This window comes from Aureimonas sp. CAS (genome assembly GCF_059838215.1).
Map to the genome: position 1 here is coordinate 201,587 of NZ_CM187563.1, position 17,245 is coordinate 218,831.

Sequence of the window (17,245 nt, forward strand, 5' to 3'; positions counted from 1 at the left end):
GGCAACTTTCTATCGGTTCGAAGGGGTGGCGCGTGCCGAGCCGATGGCCCCGGCAAGGAAGTCGAGGAAGCGCGGATCGGCGCCATGGGCGACGTTGATGCGGAGGGCTGGCGGGTGGCGGTCCGAACGTTGAGGATAAAAGACCGCGCCGGGCGCGACGAAGATGCCTTCGGCAGCCGCGCGTCGGCACAGCTCCGCCTCGTCGGTGCCGGCCGGCAACGCGAGCCAGAGATAGTAGCCGACCTGGTTCGCTGCGGAAGGCTCCGGCAGAAGGGCTCCGAGCCCCTCCAGCGTCGCGGCCCATTCCTTCGCCAATCTGGAGCGCAGGCGTCGGAGATGGCGTAGATAATGGCCGTCGTGGATCAACTGGAAGACGAAGCGCTCCACGAGATCGGACGTCGCGACGGTCGTGACCATCTTGATGTCGCGCAAGGGGGCGACGAGCGTCGGATGGGCGGCGACATAGCCCGTCCTCAGGCTCGCAGAGAGCGTCTTGGAGAAGGAGCCGACATGGATGACCCGGTCCAATCGGCCGAGGGCGGCCAGACGCGGCAGGCTCGCAGGAACGATGTCGCCGAAGGCGTCGTCCTCGACGATGCGAAAGCCCCACTCCTCGGATGCCTGAACGAGCGCGAAGGCGACGGCTGGGGTCAGCGAGGTCCCGGTCGGATTGTGAGCCTGGGACTGCGTGAAGAAGAGCTTGGGTCGGTGGAGAGGCAGTTTCTGGTGCAGGTCTTCGAGGTCCGGCCCGTCGGGCGCGCGTCGCACGCCGACCATCCTGACCTTTGCGAGGGTGAGTTTGGCGAAGAGCGGATAGTAGCCGGGCTCGTCCACGAAGACCGTGTCGCCGGGTTCCAGGAACTGGCGGATCACGAGATCGAGTGCGTGGTTGGCGCCGTTCGTCAGAAGAAGGCCGCCCGGCTCGACGGCGATCATCCGCTCCCCCAGCATATGCTGAATTCGCTCGCGCAAGGGCGCGTAGCCTTCCGTGCTGCCATAACCGAAATCGACGTCGCCCCCGCCACGGAACGCCCCGAAATGCCGCCGGAGCTCCGAGGATTCCATCCAGGAGGGCGGCGGCCGCCCATCGCCCGGACGCAGGGCGAGCTGCGGGTCCAACTGCTCGCGCAGGAGCGAGACCGCGTCTGCTGCCTCGACGAAATGGGGGGCGGTCGTGGCGCGCAGCCCCTGGCTCCTCTGTGCGGCGTAGTATCCGGATCCAGCGACCGCCCGCAGGATGCCTTCGGACACGAGGCGGTCGTAGGCTTCGGCGACGGTGTTCTTCGAGGCCGAGTAGCGCTGCGCTGCGACACGCACGGCGGGCAGCCGATCGCCGATCGCGTAGATGCCGCGCGCGATCTCCTCCTTCACGTCCGCCACGATCGCATCGACGCGCGTGGAAGACCCCTCCGCTCTGCGAGCCAATTGTCCACCTTCTAAGGCAGGGACAATCCGGGCGAATTCGTCCCTTACTGTCCCTTGATTGTCCCCATTGAGGAAAGGACGATTATGCCAAGCGTCGGCCGAGAGGCAAGGCCGGCTCATTCGGAGGAGGATCCCCATGCATTCCACGAGCCGTCCGACGGCCGACGTCGATTCGCGCCTGAAGGGCATGCGGGATCTGACGCCGGAGGAGCGGCTCGCGGCCGTCGCCAGAGCCGCCGGCCTGACAGCCGATGAGGCCGGCACGCTTTCGGATCCGAACGCTCTGAGCCCGGAGCGGGCGAACGGCATGATCGAGAACGTCGTCGGCGCGTTCCAGCTTCCGCTCGGCGTGGCCACCAACTTTACGGTCAACGGCCGGGACTATCTCGTGCCGATGGCGGTGGAGGAGCCCTCCGTCGTCGCGGCCGCGTCCTACATGGCCCGGATCGCACGGGACAACGGCGGCTTCTCGACGTCGAGCACGCTGCCGATCATGCGGGCCCAGATCCAGGTCCTGGGACTGAAGGACCCGCACGGCGCCCGGCTCGCCCTTCTGAAGGCACGCGAGGAGATCATCGCTCTCGCCAACGGGCGCGATGCGGTTCTGGTGGGTCTGGGCGGCGGCTGCCGCGACATCGAGATCCACGTCTTCCCGCAGACGCGTCGCGGGCCGATGATCGTCCTCCACCTTCTGGTGGACGTGCGCGACGCGATGGGCGCCAACACGGTGAACACCATGGCGGAGGCGGCGGCGCCGCTCGTCGAGAGGCTGACGGGCGGGCAGGTTCGCCTGCGCATCCTCTCCAACCTCGCCGACCTTCGCATCGCCCGCGCCAGCGTGCGCATCGCCGAAGCGTCGCTCGCGACGAAGGACTTCTCGGGCCGTCGGATGATCGACGGCATCCTCGACGCCTATGAGATGGCGGCCATCGACCCCTACCGCGCGGCGACGCACAACAAGGGCATCATGAACGGCATCGACCCGGTCGTGGTGGCCACCGGCAACGACTGGCGGGCGATCGAGGCCGGGGCCCATGCCTACGCGTCGCGCACCGGGCGCTACACCTCGCTCTCGACCTGGGAGGAGGACGGCGACGGCAATCTCGTCGGCACGCTGGAAATGCCGATGGCGCTCGGCCTCGTCGGAGGAGCCACGAAGACCCATCCGGCCGCGCAGGCGAGCCTTCGCGTGCTCGGCGTCCGATCCGCGCAGGAACTGGCCGAGGTCACGGTCGCGGTCGGCCTCGCCCAGAACATGGCCGCGCTGCGTGCGCTGGCGACAGAGGGCATCCAGCGCGGCCACATGGCCCTGCACGCCCGCAACATCGCGATCCTTGCCGGGGCAAGCGGCCCGGAGGTGGAGGCGGTGGCACGCGAGCTTGCGGCGGCACACGACGTGCGCACCGACAAGGCCCGGGAGATCCTGGCCCGCCTGCGCGGTTGAGAAGGCGTAAGCCCGCGGCGCTTGGGCGCCGCGGGACGAACGGCCGCCGCCCTTCGACCCGGAGCGGTGTGACGAGGGGAGCAGTCGCGCCGGAAGGCGCGACCTCACCGGGAGACGGGTCGAGGAAGCGGGAGGAAACGATATGACCGAGAACGACGGGGCGAACATCCCCCGGCGGGCAACCGCAAGCGATCCCCGAAGCCCGGGCGCATCCGACTTCACGCAGGTCTGGGGCGATGTCGTGGCCCTGAGGGACCTGCGGCTGGCGATTCCGATCGGAGCCGCGATCAGCCTGACGGCCTATCTCGGCGCGTCGGCGCTCTTTGCGCGCGTCGTCGAGGATCCCTCCATGGCCCGCGCCTACGGCATGCTCGTCGGCATCGTCGGGTGCATCCTGTCGGGCGCCGTGTGCGCCGTCCTGTTCAAGCCCAAGCGCGTCGTCCACGAACGGATCGCCGACACCGCCTGGCACGAGCAGGTGATCGACCAGCTCGCGGCCGAGCGCGGCGGCATCGGTCGGATGAGCGATCTGTCGCCTGCGACCGTGTCCGAGTTGAAGGAGCTCGGCCTTTACGACCTCTTCGCCGAACGCGCCGCACGCGAGGAGCGGGACGCCGCAGGGTCGGCCGCAGTGCAGGGGAGGGCATGATGGACGATCTCTACTTCCAGATCGCCGTAGCGGTCGGCATGGGTGTCCTCGGCGCCGTGCTCTTCTCGCTGATCGGCCTCGTCTCGGGAACAGACGAAACCGCGACCATCGCGCCGGTGACGCTCGTCGTCGTGCTGCTCGGCGTCCCGCCGGTCGGCATCTTCACCTTCTGGATGGCGGCCGCCGTCTCCAAGCATCTGACCCATGCCGTTCCGACCGCGCTTCTCGGCATTCCGGGCGACACGCTGGCGATCCCGCTGATGCCGCAGGCGACCGCGCTTCGAAATCTCGGCGTGCCGCACATCGCCCTGCGCAAGATGATCTCGGGCGGGCTCCTCGCCGCCTTCATCGCGGTGCCGCTCTCGGTCGGATTCGCGCTGATCCTGGCGCCCTTCGCCTCGGTGATCACCAGCTCCGCGCCCTGGCTCTTCCTCGTCGCGGCGCTTCTCATCGCCTATTTCTCGGCCGGACGCTGGGCCTCGGTCGCGGCTCTCGTGCCCTTCGTCCTGATGATCGTGGCGCTTCGGGCCTTCACCGCCGGCTACGACACGCCGCTGACGATTAGCTACTTCCTCGGGATCGCGGTCGGCCCGCTGGTCGCCTCGCTCTTCTCCGTCCTGTCGCCGCTCGAGCGCGCGAACATGAAGGCGGACGGGCCACGCCAGTTCTCGCTGGCACCGGACGTGAAGTCCTGGACGGGCTACATGCCGAACCCGCTCCGCGTTCTCGACCGGGCGCAGATCAAATGGACCGCCGGCGCAGCGGCGGTCACGAGCGCCACCTTCGTCTTCAGCCCGGTCGCGATGACCGTCATCATGGGCGAGGCCGTCGGCGCCCGGATCAAGCACGCCTACCACCGGCTGACGACGGTGCTCTCGGTGCGCAACGGCGTGACGGAATCCACCTACATCGCCGAGGCGATGATCCCGCTGATCGCGTTCGGCCTTCCCTTGAGCCCCGTCGCGGCCGGCCCGGCCGCCCCCTCTTCGTCGCGCCGCCGCGCTTCACGGTGGACAGCGCGAGCGGACAGGTGGAGAACCTCCACACCCTGATGTCGCCGCTGGAGTTCCTCGGCTACGGGCTTCTCGCGGTCGCGCTTGCCGGCCTCATCGCCTATCCCTTCGCGATGAACTACGCGCGCACCGCGGCCATGTTCGTCTCGCGCAAGATCAGCCACGAGGCGATCATCGCAACCTTCGTGGGACTGGTGCTCGTGATCGGCGGCTGGGAAGGCGGCATTCTGGGCGTGCTGGTGATCACGACGGTCGGGCTCGTCGGCGGGCTGCTCTACCGCATCATCGGCTTCAACACGGGCGTTCAGTTCATGGGCTTCTACACGGCCATCCTGACCGTGCCGGCGCTCATCGCCCTGTTCTGACCGAGCCGGGCAGGCTTCGTCCGTCGTCGTTCCGACCTGATGATGGCACCGCGCCGGCTGACCGGCGCGGTGCAAACCATGGATACCGCTCGCCCGAAGCCGCCGAAGGTCATGCGACATCTGGCTTCCACGGCGAACGAACAGCTGGAAAATCGTTCGTTTCCGGTCGGCTCGACCGGACGCCGCGACCGTCCCGGAACGACGGGCGAGATCGCGGGATCGTCTGCCACTGCCGACGCTCCAGCGTTGTCTCGAGGCGCCGGTCGATGCCATGATCGGCTGGGAAGGCTACGGCCGATCGCCTCCCGTCAGGCCGCCGAGTTCCTGATGCGCCCGCCGCGCCGATGGCGACCGGCATGATCGACGAAGGCCCGCAGCCGCGACGACATGGTCCGGCGACTTGGATAATAGAGAAAGAAACCCGGGAAGGGCGGACAGAACCGTTCGAGCAGCTTGACGAGTGTCCCGCTCGCGAGATCGTCGTGAAACGTCTCCTCCATGCCGAAGGATAGGCCAGCGCCTGCGCGGGCGAGCTTTACCATCAACGCCATGTCGTTGGTGGTGATCTCCGGTTCGACGTCGACCACGAAGTCGCGCCCGTCCTGGGTGAACTCCCAGCGGTACGGTGCGGTTCGCGGTCCGGGTCGCCAGCCGATGCACCGGTGCTGAGCCAACTCGCGCGGGTGTGACGGCGTGCGGATGTTCTTGAGAAAGGCGGGTGCGCAGACCACGACATGGCGCTGGTCCGCGGAGACCGGCACGGCGATCATGTCCTCCTCGATCACCTCGCCGAGGCGGACTCCGGCGTCGAACCCGGCGGCGACGATGTCGAACTCCTCGTCGGTCACGAGGATGTCGAGCTGCACGGCCGGGTGATCGCGGCAGAACTCCGCCAGCAGCGCTCCCGACAGGACGCTTTCCGCGATGGAGGAGACGGCGAGGCGGAGTTGACCGCGGATTTCGCCCGTTTCCCCACGCACGCCCTGCAGGGCCGCACGCATGTCCGCGATCGCGGGGGCGATTTCGTCGCGCAGCCGTGCGCCTTCCTCCGTCAGACTCATGCTTCGCGTCGTGCGTCGCACGAGGGCGACGCCGAGATCGGCCTCCAGGCGTCGAAGCGTCTGGCTGACCGCCGAGCGGGTGACGCCGAGACGGTCGGCTGCTGCCCTGAGGCTGGTCTCCTCGGCGATGATCGCAAAGACGGAGAGAGCGTTGAGGTCGTCGCGCATTGTCGATTTTCTCTTTCCAGCGTGTGCAGAACACGCGGTCTTCTGGCGACAATGGGGTGGGTCTACCTGTTGCGCAACCGCGCGGCCATCGAGGGTCGCAGCGGGATCCCGGACCCAACTCAAGGAGGCCCTCATGGCTCTCGACAAGACCGTTCTCATCACCGGCGCCTCGTCCGGCATCGGCGAAGGCATCGCCCGCGAACTCGCATCGGCCGGCGCACGGCTCATGCTCGGGGCTCGCCGGACCGACCGGCTCGATGCGCTCGCGAATACGCTTCGCGAGGCCGGCGCCACCGTCGCGACCCGACGGCTGGACGTGACCGACCGTGCCGACGTGGAGGCGTTCGCGGACACGGCACGCGCACAGTTCGGACGCGTCGATGCGATCGTCAACAACGCCGGCATCATGCCCCTGTCCCCGCTGGCCGCCTTGAAGGTCGATGAGTGGGACCGGATGGTCGACGTCAATGTGAAGGGCGTTCTCTACGGCATCGCGGCGGTTCTGCCGGAGATGACGGCGCGCGGCTCCGGCCACGTCGTCAACATCGCTTCGATCGGCGCGCTCGCCGTCTCGCCGACGGCGGCCGTCTACTGCGCGACGAAGTTCGCGGTGCGCGCGATCTCGGACGGGCTTCGGCAGGAGCGACGGGACATCCGTGTCACCTGTATCCATCCCGGCGTCGTGGAGAGCGAACTCGCCTCGACGATCACGAACCCGGATGCCGCGGCGTTGATGGAAGGCTATCGCTCGATCGCGCTGACGCCCGACGCCATCGGCCGGGCCGTTCGCTTCGCCCTCGAGCAGCCGGACGACGTCGACGTCAGCGAGATCGTCGTGCGTCCGCTGCGGTCGGCCCATTGATGGCCCGCTCCGCATTCGCCGGCGCGGCTCTCCTGGCCGCGTCGATCACTCCCTTGAACGCCGAAGAGACGACCATGCGAGACCATCCCTACATCGGCCTCTGGGTGACCGATGACGATCACGTGCGCCACGAGCTCCTGGCGAATGGGCGCTATGACGAGGCGCGCGGCACGCGCGAGAGCGCCTATCGCGGGCGCTACGAGGTGACCGGCACCCACATCGAATACTGGGACGACACCGGCTTCACCGCCGATGGCGACTTCGTGGACCAGAACACGCTCCATCACGGCGGCATGGTGCTGCGCCGACGACGCTGATCAATCTGGGCCGCCCCGGTGCGCCGAGGTGGCCCAGCTCGGATCGATTTTCAGCGTATGCCGACCATCGCCGCGGCGAGGTGAGCGAAGCCGATACGTGGAGGGTTCTCCGCCGCGCCGCACGGCACTCGGGCTGGCCAACGGCCAGACCCGGGGGATACGCCGAGCGAAGACATCGATGACGAAAGCGACGTACACGAAGCCGGACCAGGTCGCGACATAGTGAAGTCCGACACCCAGAGCATGTTCGGCGGCGCCCTGAAGAAGTGGTTCACACGATCGAGCGGGCATGGAGCCGCAGTGTCGGGGATCGTGGTGCGGATGCTTCTGCCCCGTACGACGCCCTTCAGACCCATCTCCCGCATGAGGCGCGAGATGGTGCATCGGGCGACAACGAAGGCTTCGCGCATCATCTGCCGCCAGACCTTGCGAACGCCATAGACGCCGAAGTTCTCAACGAACACTCGGTGCACCTCGGCCTTCAGGACCGCGTCCGCTTCGCCTGCTCCGATAGTTTCGCTGGGTTGGCGCGCTTGTGACGTGGTCGTGGTAGGTCGACGGGGCGATCGGCAGGTCGGCTGACACTACAGCTCGAAGCTTTGAGCCTTCCCTTACCACCGAGCCGTAGCGCCTCAGGCTGATGAATCAGCCGGCAATAAAAGCCAACGCCGATTCCAGTCTTAAGAACGAGGCTTTAGGTCGGATCGACATTCACGATTCCGTTTCGGTTTGGTCGCTGGTTCACGGGGTTCCGTGTTTTGAGCATGGAGCCTTCGGATGGCGGCGAAGCGGTACGAGTTGAGCGATGCGCAGTGGGAGCGGATCGCACCTCTTCTGCCCGGCAAGGCCGGCGATCCCGGCCGCACGGGCTCGGACAACCGCCCGTTCGTCAACGAATGTCTATGGGTGCTGCGGTTCGGCGCGCACTGGCGCGACCTGCCGGAACGATACGGGCGCTGGAAGACCGTGCATCGGCGCTTCAGCCGCTGGTGTCACACCGGCGTCTGGGAGCGCATTTTCGGAGCTCTGACGGCCGAGCGCGATAACCGGTATCTGATGATCGACAGCACCATCGTGCGCGCTCACCAGCAGGCGGCGAATGGAAAAGGGGGGCCAAGGATCAGGTATTGGGGCGTCCCCGAGGCGGATTGACGACGAAGGCCCACATGCTGGCCGACGCGCTCGCACGACCGCTGCGCGTCATCGTGACGGCCGGGCAGGTCGGCGACGTCACACATGCGCCGGCCTTGCTCGAAGGCCAGGCAGGGGCGGCGGTTCTGGCCGACAAGGCTTACGACAGCAACGCCTTGCGCGCCCTCATCGCCGCGATGGGCACCGAGGCAGTGATCCCGTCCGACCGCTCCCGAAAGCAGCCGATCCCTTACGACGAGGCCGCTTACAGACACCGAAACCGCATCGAGCGGTGTTTCAACCGCCTCAAGCACTTCCGCCGCTTTGCGACCCGCTACGACAGGCGGACCATCCACTTCACCGGTTTCGTTCATCTCGCCACAGCGATGAACTGGATGCGCTGAATGTCGATCCGACCTAGGCAAAAGGTCGCCGTACGCACGGCGCGGGGTGTCTCTCAGCTGCTCGATTTTCCCGACCCTCTGCCGACGAAACAGGGCCTCGCTCCGTCGCGGCAGTGAGTGCCTTGAATGAGCTCGTCTGCAACCTCCCGGTCGTTCGGCGCGGTCAGGAGCAATGGGCCAGCATGATCTCGCGCAGCCAGCGATGCATCACCGAAGCGTTGGTGCGGGCCGTCCATACGACGCACAAGTCGAAGCGACCGCGAAAGGGGCAGTCACTCATAGCCATGCGGCCGGCGATGCGCGCCCCGAGCCGGCGTGGCAGGGTCGCCACTAAATTTGATCCCGCCAGCATTTCGGCAAGTCCCGCTGGGCTCGGCACGGTCAGCGTCGGCTCCAGCCGGTGGCCCGCCGCTTCCAACTCCTGCAGATAGGCCGACTTCCAGCCGCCGCCGTAGTTGATCAGGACATGGCGCAGGGCGAAATAGTCCTGAACGCTCAGGTCGCGACCCGCCATCGGATGGGCCGGGTCCATCAAGCAGGCATATTCCTCGGTGTGGAAGCGGCGGACGTAGAAGCCCGACTCGCTGCGCCCGAAGGGGCCGACCAGCACGTCGGCCTCTCGCGCCAACAGGCGGTGGTGGCCGTCGCCCAGCGCGTTGACGACGCGGATAGTCATGTTGGGGGCCTCGGCCCGCAGGGCGGCGATGATGCGAGGGATCAGCAGCACCCGCTCGTAGTAGTTGCAGGCGATGGTCAGGGTATGGGTCGAGGTCGCCGGTTCGAAGCGGTCGGCCTGTGCCATTTCGCTCAGAAGGTCCAGCATCTGTCCCGCCTCGGCCAGCAGCCGCTCGCCGCGCAGGGTCGGGACCTGCCGGCCGCCCTCGCGCACGAACAAGGGATCGCCAAAGCAGGCACGCAGCTTAGCGAGCGTGTAGCTGACCGCCGACTGGTTCACATCCAGCCGCTCGGCCGCTGCGCTGAACGAGCCGAGTTCATGAACCAGCCGCAGCGTCTGGAGGGCGTGGAAGTCCAGGCTGCGGGGATCGGGGATCACGGAGCCTCCATCAGATCTTTTGATGGCAGATAATAAACCCATCGTCTGGTTCGGCAATCCCGGCACGGTTTAGCTTCCGTGTCGGAGGAGGACGATCATGGCGCTAGCACCGCTGGATACGGATATCACACTGGACCAGCTGACGCTGGATCCCTATCCGACCTACCGCCGCTTGCGGGCCGAGGCGCCGGTAATGCGTGTGGCATCAGCCCGGCGGACCTTCTTGACCAAGGCGGCGCTGACCAAGCTGGTCAAGGATGACCCGGTCCTGTTCAGCAGCGACGATCCCAACACGCCGATGAAGCCCGCCTTCCGCGCCCACACGCTGATGCGCAAGGACGGCGATGAGCATCTGGCCGAGCGGCGTGCGATCAACCCGGCGCTGACGCCCAAGCGGATCAACAGCGACTGGGGCCCGCTCTACGAGAAGCTTGCCGCCGAGTACCTCGACCGCCTGCCGCGGGGCGAAGTGGTGGACCTCTTCGGAACGCTCTGCGGCCCGCTGGCGGCGCGCATCCTGACCCATATCCTCGGCATCCCCGAGGCGAGCGACGACGAAATGCAGCGCTGGTCGCAGCGGCTGATCGATGGGGCGGGCAATTTCGGCTGGCGGCCCGAGCCTTTTGCTGCCTCGAACGAGGCGAACGACCAAATGGACGCCCTGTTCGCCCGCCTCGCGCCGCTGCGCATCGTCGAGCCGGACGGGTCGGCCTTTTCCGTAATGCTGACGGCCGAGAACCCGATCCCGCTCAGCCAGATCCACGCCAATCTCAAGATCGCCATCGGCGGCGGCATCAACGAGCCGCGCGATGCTTTGGCCACCGCCGTCTTCGGCCTGCTGACCAGCCCCGACCAGCTGGCCGAGGTGAAGGCGCAGGGGGCCTGGAGCGCGGCCTTCGAAGAGGCGATCCGATGGGTCGCGCCCATCCAGGCCAGCTCGCGCCTCGTCACCGCCGATACCGAGCTGGGCGGTTTCGAGATCCCCAAGGGCGAGACGGTGATGACCATCCAGGCCTCGGCCAATCGCGACGAGGAGATCTTCGAGAACGGCGAGGAGTTCTTCGTCTTCCGCGACAAGAACCCGCACCAGGCGTTCGGCAACGGGCCGCACCATTGCGCGGGCGCTCATGTCGCGCGGCGCACGGTCGGCAAGATCATCCTGCCGATGCTGTTCGAGCGCTTCCCGAACATGACCCTACCCGACCCGGCAGCGGTCCAGTGGCGCGGCTTCGGCTTTCGCGGCCCGATCAACCTGCCGGTCGTTCTGAACTGAAGGAGGAGCCTCATGGTCCAGTTGACCTTCGTCCACCCGGACGGCAGCAAGACCCGGATCGTCGCGCCCGAGGGGCAGTCGGTGATGAAGGCGGCCGTCGCCAACGACGTGGACGGCATCGTCGGCGAATGCGGCGGCGCGATGATGTGCGCCACCTGCCATTGCTATGTCGACGAGGCTTGGGCGGACCGCACCGGCGCCCGCGAGGACGGCGAGGACGACATGCTCGAGGGCGCCGCCTCGGAGGCGACCGACCGCTCGCGCCTGTCCTGCCAGATCAAGCTGACGGCCGAGCTCGACGGACTCGTGGTCCATCTGCCCGCGGAACAGCTTTGAGCGGGCCGGGCGTCGTCATCGTCGGTGCGGGGCAGGGCGGTCTTCAGGCTGCGATCAGCCTGCGGCAGGAGGGCTATGGCGGTTCCCTCACCCTGATCGGCGTCGAGCCGGGCTTGCCCTATCAGCGTCCCCCGCTATCCAAGGCCTATCTGGTGGAAGGGGATGCGGACGCCCTGACCCTGCGGCCCGAGAGCTTCTTTGCGGCCAAGAACATCACCTACCGGCCCGGCACGAGGGTCGAGGCGATCGACCGCACCGCGCGGCAGGTGGTGCTGCCGGACGGGGAACGGCTGGACTACGACCGGCTGATCCTGGCGACGGGCACGCGCAATTTGCGCCCTCCGATCCGGGGGCTAGCCCGCGCGCTGGACCTTCGCACGCTGGCCGATGCCGGGCGCCTTCGCGAGGTGCTGGCCGGTCCGCGCCGCGTGGCAGTGATCGGGGGCGGGTTCATAGGCCTCGAATTTTCCGCCGCCGCGCGCAAGCTTGGACATGAGGTGGCTGTGATCGAGGCGGCGGACCGGCTAATGGCGCGTGTGGTCTCACCTTCGATGTCGGCGCATTTCAGGGCGCTTCACGAAGGCTGGGGAACCGAGCTGCACCTCGGCCAGCCGGCGGCCGGCGTGGACGAGACGGGTGTCACGCTCGCCGATGGCCGCCACGTGGCCGCCGAGACGGTGCTGCTCGCGGCCGGCGTTTGTCCCAACACCGAACTGGCCGAGGAGGCGGGTCTGGTGATCGAGAACGGCATCCGCACCGATGACCGCCTGCGCAGCTCGGACTCGGCGATCTTCGCGCTCGGTGACTGCGCCAGCTTTCCCGATCCGCGCAGCGGGCGCCAGGTGCGGCTGGAAAACGTGCAGGCGGCGACGGACCATGCCCGCCTCATCGCCGCGCAGATCGCCAAGGGTGCGGACGCCCCATATGCCGCCGTGCCATGGTTCTGGTCCGACCAGGCCGACCGCAAGCTGCAGATCGCCGGGCTGGCCGAGCCGGGCTGCGTGGAAGAAATCATCGCGGACGGGATCATCGCCCGCGTCGATGCGGCGGGCGTCGCCGCGCTGGAAACCGTGAACAACACCGGTGCGCACATGCGAGCGCGGCGCTTGCTCGCGGCTGGGAATGCCATCACGCTCGAGACGATGCGTGAGACGGTGCTGAAGACCGCTACCTGACGACGATCTGAAATCAACGAAGATGTTTGGGAGGACATCATGACCCTGAAGACCCTGATCCTTTCCTCGGCCGCCGCACTGGCGCTGACCGTGGCGACCCAGGCGCAGGAACTGCGCTACGCCAACTGGGCCGCGCCCATGCATACGATCAACAGCTCGCAGATCGAGCCCCTGGCCGAGGCGCTCGACGAGGCGACCAACGGTGCTGTCACGCTGCGCGCCTTTCACGGCGGCGAACTGGGCGCGGGCCCGGCCGATCAATATGTCCGCGTGGTGCAGGGCACGGCCGAGATGGGCTGGGGCCTGCCCGGCTACACGTCCTCGCAGTTCCCCAAGACCATGATCGCCGAACTCCCCGGCGCTCTTGATCTCGACGCCTCCGCATCCGATGCGATGTGGCTCGCCTTCGATGCCGAGCTTTCCTCCGAGTTCCCGATGACCGAGGTGATCGCGCTTTGGGGCTCCGAGCCGAACATCTTGATGATGCGCGACCGAGAGATCCGCAGCCCCGAGGATCTGCGCGGCCTCAAGATCCGGGTTTCCGGCGCAGCGGCGGCCGATGCGGTGACAGCGCTCGGCGCGACCCCGGTGCAGTTGCCGATCACGCAGGTCTACAACGGGCTGCAGACCGGCCTCATCGACGGGCTGGTCAGCGGCGCCTCGGTTCTGTCCGACTTCAAGCTGGACGAGGTCGTGGGGACCATGTCGCTCGGTGCCAACCTCGGGCGGCTCAGCTTCTTCACCGTGATGAACAAGTCCGCCTATGACGGGCTGCCGGAGGAGGCCAAGGCTGCGCTCGACCGCGACATGCGTGTAGAGATGTCGGGCCGCGCCGAGGAAGCGTGGAAGGCGACCGCCAACGCCGGGATCGAGGCTGCCCGCAACTCCGACCGAACCACCGTGATCGACCTGTCCGATGACGAAATCGCGGCCTTCTACGCGGCCCTCTCTCCGGTCACCGACGCCTATGTCGCCAATGTCGGCGGCGAGGCGGCGCTGACCGCAATGCGCAGGCAGTGATGGGTGCGCTCATGCGCTGGACGGACAGGCTCATCGGTCTGTCCGCCTTCATCGGCACGGCGGGGCTTCTGTTCGTGGTCGGTGTGATCCTCGTGGACGTGGTCGGGCGCAACTTCGGTCGCCCGCTCTACGGCTCCCAAGACATGGTGACGATGACCATGGTGCTGATCGTCTTTGGCGGCATGGCGCTGTGCGACCGCTTGGACGGGCACATCGTGGTGGATATCTTTGAGACCGCCTTTTCCGAACGGCTAAACCGCGTGATCGACGTCGCCTCGGCCCTCCTGGGCGCGTTGATCTTCGCGCTGATCGCCTGGGCGGTCTGGAACAGCGCGCAGCTCAGCGAGATGCTGAACCTGTCCACCAACCTGCTGCGCCTGCCGCTGGCGTGGTTCCAGTACACGCTGGTCGCCTTTTCCACCGTGGCCCTGCTGGCACTGGCCCTGCGCGCGGCCCTCCTGCTGTCGGGTGCGCCTCGCAAGCCTGCCGTTTCGGAGCCTCTGGCATGAGTCCCGTTCTTGTCGGTACGCTCGGCCTTGCGCTGCTGCTGGCTCTTCTCCTAATCCGCGTACCCGTTGCCTTCGCCATGTTCGCCGTCGGCTTTTGCGGCATCTGGCTGCTGAACGGCCTGCCCGCCGCAATCGGCTTGTTGTCGTCGGAAACCTTTGCGCTTTCGTCCAATGCCGAGCTCATCGTGGTGCCGCTGTTCATTCTGATGGGCAACGTCGCCAGCGTCACCGGCATGAGCCGGCGGCTCTACGACGCGGCCTATGCGTGCATCGGCCAGATCCGGGGCGGGCTCGCCTCGGCAACCGTGATCGGCTGCGGGGGATTCGCGGCGCTGTCGGGCTCGTCCGTTGCCTCGGCGCTGACAATGGGGCGCACGGCCTTGGCCGAAATGGACCGCTTCGGCTACAGCCCGCGCCTGTCCACCGGCGTCGTTGCGGCCGGCGGCACGCTCGGCATCCTGATTCCGCCTTCCACCGGCTTCGTCATCTACGCGATCCTGACGCAGCAGAGCATCGGACGCCTGTTCAGGGCCGGCGTCCTGCCCGGCATCCTCCTGCTCACGCTGTTTATCCTGACGGTCATGACTCTTTGCTGGATCTGGCCCGAGATGGGTCCCAAAGGTCCCGCCACCACGGCCGCCGAAAAGAGTCGCGCGTTTCTCGGGGCCGTGCCGATCCTCTCGGTGGTGCTGGTGACCATCGGCGGCATCTACGGCGGCATCTTTTCTCCGACCGAGGCCGCCGGCGTCGGCGCCGCCCTCGTCATCCTGATCGGCGCACTCAGCCGCAGCCTGACGCTGGCGAGCTTCTGGCGGGCGGCGCGCAGCAGCATCGTGACCACCGCCTCGGTCATGCTGATCCTGATCTCGGCGCATCTGATCAACCCGTTCATCGCTCTCAGCCACCTGCCGGCCGAGGTCAGCGGAATGCTGGTGACGCTGGATCTGGGCGTCTACGGCACGCTTCTGGTAATCCTTGCGATCTACCTGGTGCTGGGCTGCTTTCTGGAAGGGCTGGCGATGCTGGTCCTGACGCTGCCGATCTTCATGCCGGTGGTGCTGCAACTGGGGATCGACCCGATCTGGTTCGGCGTCCTCGTGGTTCTGACGCTCGAAATGGGCCTGATCTAGCCCCCCGTCGGGATCAACGTCTTCATCGTGAAGTCCGTCGCCCGCAACGTGCCGCTCGGAGACATCTTTCGAGGGGTCACGCCCTTCTGGTTCGCGATGCTGCTGTGCCTTCTTATCATCGTGGCCGTCCCGCAGGTCGCGCTGTGGTTGCCGGGGATGATGTAAGGCTCTTACAAAGCCGCCTGGATTGTTCAATCCATTCCGCGTATCTGCCGAATTCGTAGCGGTGAGCTACTATTTGGGCCTGTTGTCGTCTTCGCTTATCAAAGCGGGCCCGAGATTCTCGCCCGATGCAATTTTCGTAGACACAGAGATAATGTGTTTAAACGAAGTGAAGAGTGGGAATACGAAGAATTAAGATTGGCCGCGATTTCAAACCAAGAGTGATAGGGCTGGTCGCGACTAGTGTCGTTGTAGAGCGCGATCTGCGCAAGATAACGCCGCTGACTGCGGACTATCTGTCGTCAGGCGATGGATTGACAACACGCCGAAATGTCGTTTCCTTCGGGGTCAGCGATGTCCATCAGGCACTGGATGCAGGCACGACCGGGGCGCTCCTCCTCACCGGCGATACGGGACAGGGACGGCGGCGGCCCTCCGTACGGATCGGCAGCGGCAAGCTGTACTACATCCTGTCGAACCCGATCTATGTCGGTCGTGTGCGGCATGGCGAGACGCTTCATGCCGGCGAGCATGATTCGATCGTGACGCAGGACCTCTTCAATGCCGTGCAGGCGAAGCTGACCGAACAGGCGCAGTGCCCGCGTGGCTCGACCCTGCAGCCGGACGTCCACCTCCTCGCCGGCCTGATCCGCGACGGGGTCGGCGACCCCTGCCGACCAACCCATGCGACGAAGGGCGGCAAGCGCTACCGGTACTACGTCTCGAAGGTTCTTCTCAAGACCAACGATGCAGATCGCAGCTCAGCCTTGCGCCTTTCCGCGCGCGAGATCGAGATATTGGTGATCAGTGAGCTGCGCAAGCTCTTGGACGACGCGGCGCCGCTGACGCGATGGCTGGAGACAGCGGGACGGGACGGGTCGGTCGAAGTGGCGCTGCGCCGAGCGACGCAACTGCGCGAGGAACTCGCTGATGCTAAGGCCACCGATCGCCTGCGCCGGTTGCTGGCGGCGATGATCGACCGTGTCACGGTCTCTTCGATCAGCGTCGAACTGAGCGTCAATCGACGGGAGCTCATCGGGCTTCTGCTTGCATCCGACGGATCGCCGCCCGCTTCGATACGGGCTGGCAAAGCCGCTCGGTCTTTCAGGTCGAAAGCGGCCCCGGAAACCGGATCGCTGGCGGATCGAGCTGCGGGCGATGATCGAGCTTCCCCTTCCAACATCGATCTCGATGGACCGAAGGCGAACACGCCGTCGGCGGCTGACACATCGAACTTTCACACGATCAGCCTGCCGCTGGCGATGCGGCGGCGCGGCTTCGAGCGACGTCTGGTGACCGAGGGGCAGGAGGCTGCACCCGCGCGTCCCGACCGGCCGCTGATCGAGATGACCGCCCGCGCCCATCTCTACCTTCGCGCGACGACCGTCGAGGGACTGGATCGGCGGCAGGTGGCTCAGCGCTATGGCACGCGCGCGGAGGACGTCGGACGCGTCCTGCCGCTCGCCTTCCTGTCGCCTGAGGTCACCGACGCGATCCTGACTGGACGCCAGCCGAGCGATCTGTCGGTCATCCACATGGCCCGTCAGACCGATCTGCCTCTAGCTTGGACGCAGCAGAGCGACGAACTTGGATTCTGACTCGCACCGGTCTCGCGATCACTCGATCGGCGGAAACTGACCGTCGAAGTCCCGCGTAGCCTCTGCCGGTCGTTGCGAGTGCGCGCGCTGTCCCAATGGACGCGATCCTTAGAAGTTTTCGGAAGCGCTTTTCTGTGGGAGTTGAGACG

The 17,245-nt window shown here is 66.7% G+C and carries 15 protein-coding genes and 3 pseudogenes; 14 read left to right on the forward strand and 4 right to left on the reverse strand.

Annotation, left to right across the window (positions count from 1 at the left end; genetic code table 11):
• Window positions 1-9: 9 nt before the first annotated feature.
• Window positions 10-1,425, reverse strand: coding sequence for an aminotransferase-like domain-containing protein (locus AC6R2M_RS00990; protein WP_500484619.1), 1,416 nt, complete (start codon window positions 1,423-1,425; stop codon window positions 10-12).
• Window positions 1,426-1,561: 136 nt separating this feature from the next.
• Here AC6R2M_RS00990 and AC6R2M_RS00995 point away from each other — a divergent pair, with 136 nt between their 5' ends.
• From AC6R2M_RS00995 to AC6R2M_RS01010, 4 genes are all read left to right on the forward strand, one after another.
• Window positions 1,562-2,869 carry a hydroxymethylglutaryl-CoA reductase, degradative gene (locus tag AC6R2M_RS00995; RefSeq protein WP_500484621.1) on the forward strand — a complete coding sequence of 436 codons (1,308 nt, stop codon included), beginning with the start codon at window positions 1,562-1,564 and terminating at the stop codon, window positions 2,867-2,869.
• Between the two features lie 142 nt (window positions 2,870-3,011).
• A complete protein-coding gene (locus tag AC6R2M_RS01000; RefSeq protein ID WP_500484623.1) occupies window positions 3,012-3,518 on the forward strand; it encodes a hypothetical protein in 507 nt (168 codons plus the stop codon).
• Entirely contained in the window at window positions 3,515-4,570 is a 1,056-nt protein-coding gene (locus tag AC6R2M_RS01005; RefSeq protein WP_500484625.1) for a tripartite tricarboxylate transporter permease, read from the forward strand. Before AC6R2M_RS01000 ends, AC6R2M_RS01005 begins: the two co-directional genes overlap by 4 nt.
• Window positions 4,549-4,896: a hypothetical protein gene (locus AC6R2M_RS01010; protein WP_500484627.1), complete on the forward strand. Its 348-nt coding sequence runs from the start codon at window positions 4,549-4,551 to the stop codon at window positions 4,894-4,896. The genes AC6R2M_RS01005 and AC6R2M_RS01010 overlap by 22 nt, the downstream gene beginning before the upstream one ends.
• A 308-nt stretch (window positions 4,897-5,204) precedes the next feature.
• Here AC6R2M_RS01010 and AC6R2M_RS01015 read toward each other — a convergent pair whose 3' ends face one another.
• Window positions 5,205-6,125 (reverse strand): LysR family transcriptional regulator, encoded by a 921-nt coding sequence (locus AC6R2M_RS01015; RefSeq protein WP_500487439.1) that lies wholly within the window; start codon window positions 6,123-6,125, stop codon window positions 5,205-5,207.
• Window positions 6,126-6,258: 133 nt separating this feature from the next.
• On the opposite strand from AC6R2M_RS01015, the gene AC6R2M_RS01020 reads away from it, so the two are divergent.
• Together AC6R2M_RS01020 and AC6R2M_RS01025 are read left to right on the forward strand one after the other, a co-directional pair.
• On the forward strand, window positions 6,259-6,987 hold the full coding sequence (locus AC6R2M_RS01020) for an SDR family oxidoreductase (protein WP_500484629.1): 729 nt from the start codon (window positions 6,259-6,261) through the stop codon (window positions 6,985-6,987).
• Window positions 6,987-7,304 (forward strand): Atu4866 domain-containing protein, encoded by a 318-nt coding sequence (locus tag AC6R2M_RS01025; RefSeq protein WP_500484631.1) that lies wholly within the window; start codon window positions 6,987-6,989, stop codon window positions 7,302-7,304. The genes AC6R2M_RS01020 and AC6R2M_RS01025 overlap by 1 nt, the downstream gene beginning before the upstream one ends.
• A 156-nt stretch (window positions 7,305-7,460) precedes the next feature.
• On the opposite strand, the pseudogene AC6R2M_RS01030 reads toward AC6R2M_RS01025, so the two are convergent.
• Window positions 7,461-7,877, reverse strand: a pseudogene (locus AC6R2M_RS01030) (IS3 family transposase); the annotation flags it as partial.
• 204 nt (window positions 7,878-8,081) lie between these two features.
• On the opposite strand from AC6R2M_RS01030, the pseudogene AC6R2M_RS01035 reads away from it, so the two are divergent.
• A pseudogene (locus tag AC6R2M_RS01035) lies at window positions 8,082-8,839 on the forward strand (IS5 family transposase).
• A gap of 163 nt (window positions 8,840-9,002) precedes the next feature.
• Here the strand turns inward: AC6R2M_RS01035 and AC6R2M_RS01040 are convergent.
• On the reverse strand, window positions 9,003-9,893 hold the full coding sequence (locus tag AC6R2M_RS01040; RefSeq protein WP_500484633.1) for a LysR family transcriptional regulator: 891 nt from the start codon (window positions 9,891-9,893) through the stop codon (window positions 9,003-9,005).
• Between the two features lie 97 nt (window positions 9,894-9,990).
• Between AC6R2M_RS01040 and AC6R2M_RS01045 the strand changes: the two genes are divergently transcribed.
• The 7 genes and pseudogenes from AC6R2M_RS01045 to AC6R2M_RS01075 all read left to right on the forward strand — a co-directional run bounded on the left by AC6R2M_RS01045 (window position 9,991) and on the right by AC6R2M_RS01075 (window position 17,096).
• On the forward strand, window positions 9,991-11,166 hold the full coding sequence (locus AC6R2M_RS01045; RefSeq protein ID WP_500484635.1) for a cytochrome P450: 1,176 nt from the start codon (window positions 9,991-9,993) through the stop codon (window positions 11,164-11,166).
• Between the two features lie 12 nt (window positions 11,167-11,178).
• Window positions 11,179-11,502, forward strand: a complete 324-nt coding sequence (locus AC6R2M_RS01050; RefSeq protein WP_500484637.1) for a 2Fe-2S iron-sulfur cluster-binding protein — start codon at window positions 11,179-11,181, stop codon at window positions 11,500-11,502.
• Complete coding sequence (locus AC6R2M_RS01055; protein WP_500484639.1) at window positions 11,499-12,677, forward strand: NAD(P)/FAD-dependent oxidoreductase; 1,179 nt, start codon at window positions 11,499-11,501, stop codon at window positions 12,675-12,677. The genes AC6R2M_RS01050 and AC6R2M_RS01055 overlap by 4 nt, the downstream gene beginning before the upstream one ends.
• A gap of 39 nt (window positions 12,678-12,716) precedes the next feature.
• Entirely contained in the window at window positions 12,717-13,697 is a 981-nt protein-coding gene (locus AC6R2M_RS01060; protein WP_500484641.1) for a TRAP transporter substrate-binding protein, read from the forward strand.
• Complete coding sequence (locus AC6R2M_RS01065; RefSeq protein ID WP_500484643.1) at window positions 13,697-14,206, forward strand: TRAP transporter small permease; 510 nt, start codon at window positions 13,697-13,699, stop codon at window positions 14,204-14,206. The genes AC6R2M_RS01060 and AC6R2M_RS01065 overlap by 1 nt, the downstream gene beginning before the upstream one ends.
• Window positions 14,203-15,501: pseudogene (locus AC6R2M_RS01070) on the forward strand (TRAP transporter large permease). Before AC6R2M_RS01065 ends, AC6R2M_RS01070 begins: the two are co-directional and overlap by 4 nt.
• A 173-nt stretch (window positions 15,502-15,674) precedes the next feature.
• Window positions 15,675-17,096, forward strand: coding sequence for a recombinase family protein (locus AC6R2M_RS01075; RefSeq protein ID WP_500484645.1), 1,422 nt, complete (start codon window positions 15,675-15,677; stop codon window positions 17,094-17,096).
• The last annotated feature ends 149 nt before the right edge of the window (window positions 17,097-17,245 follow it).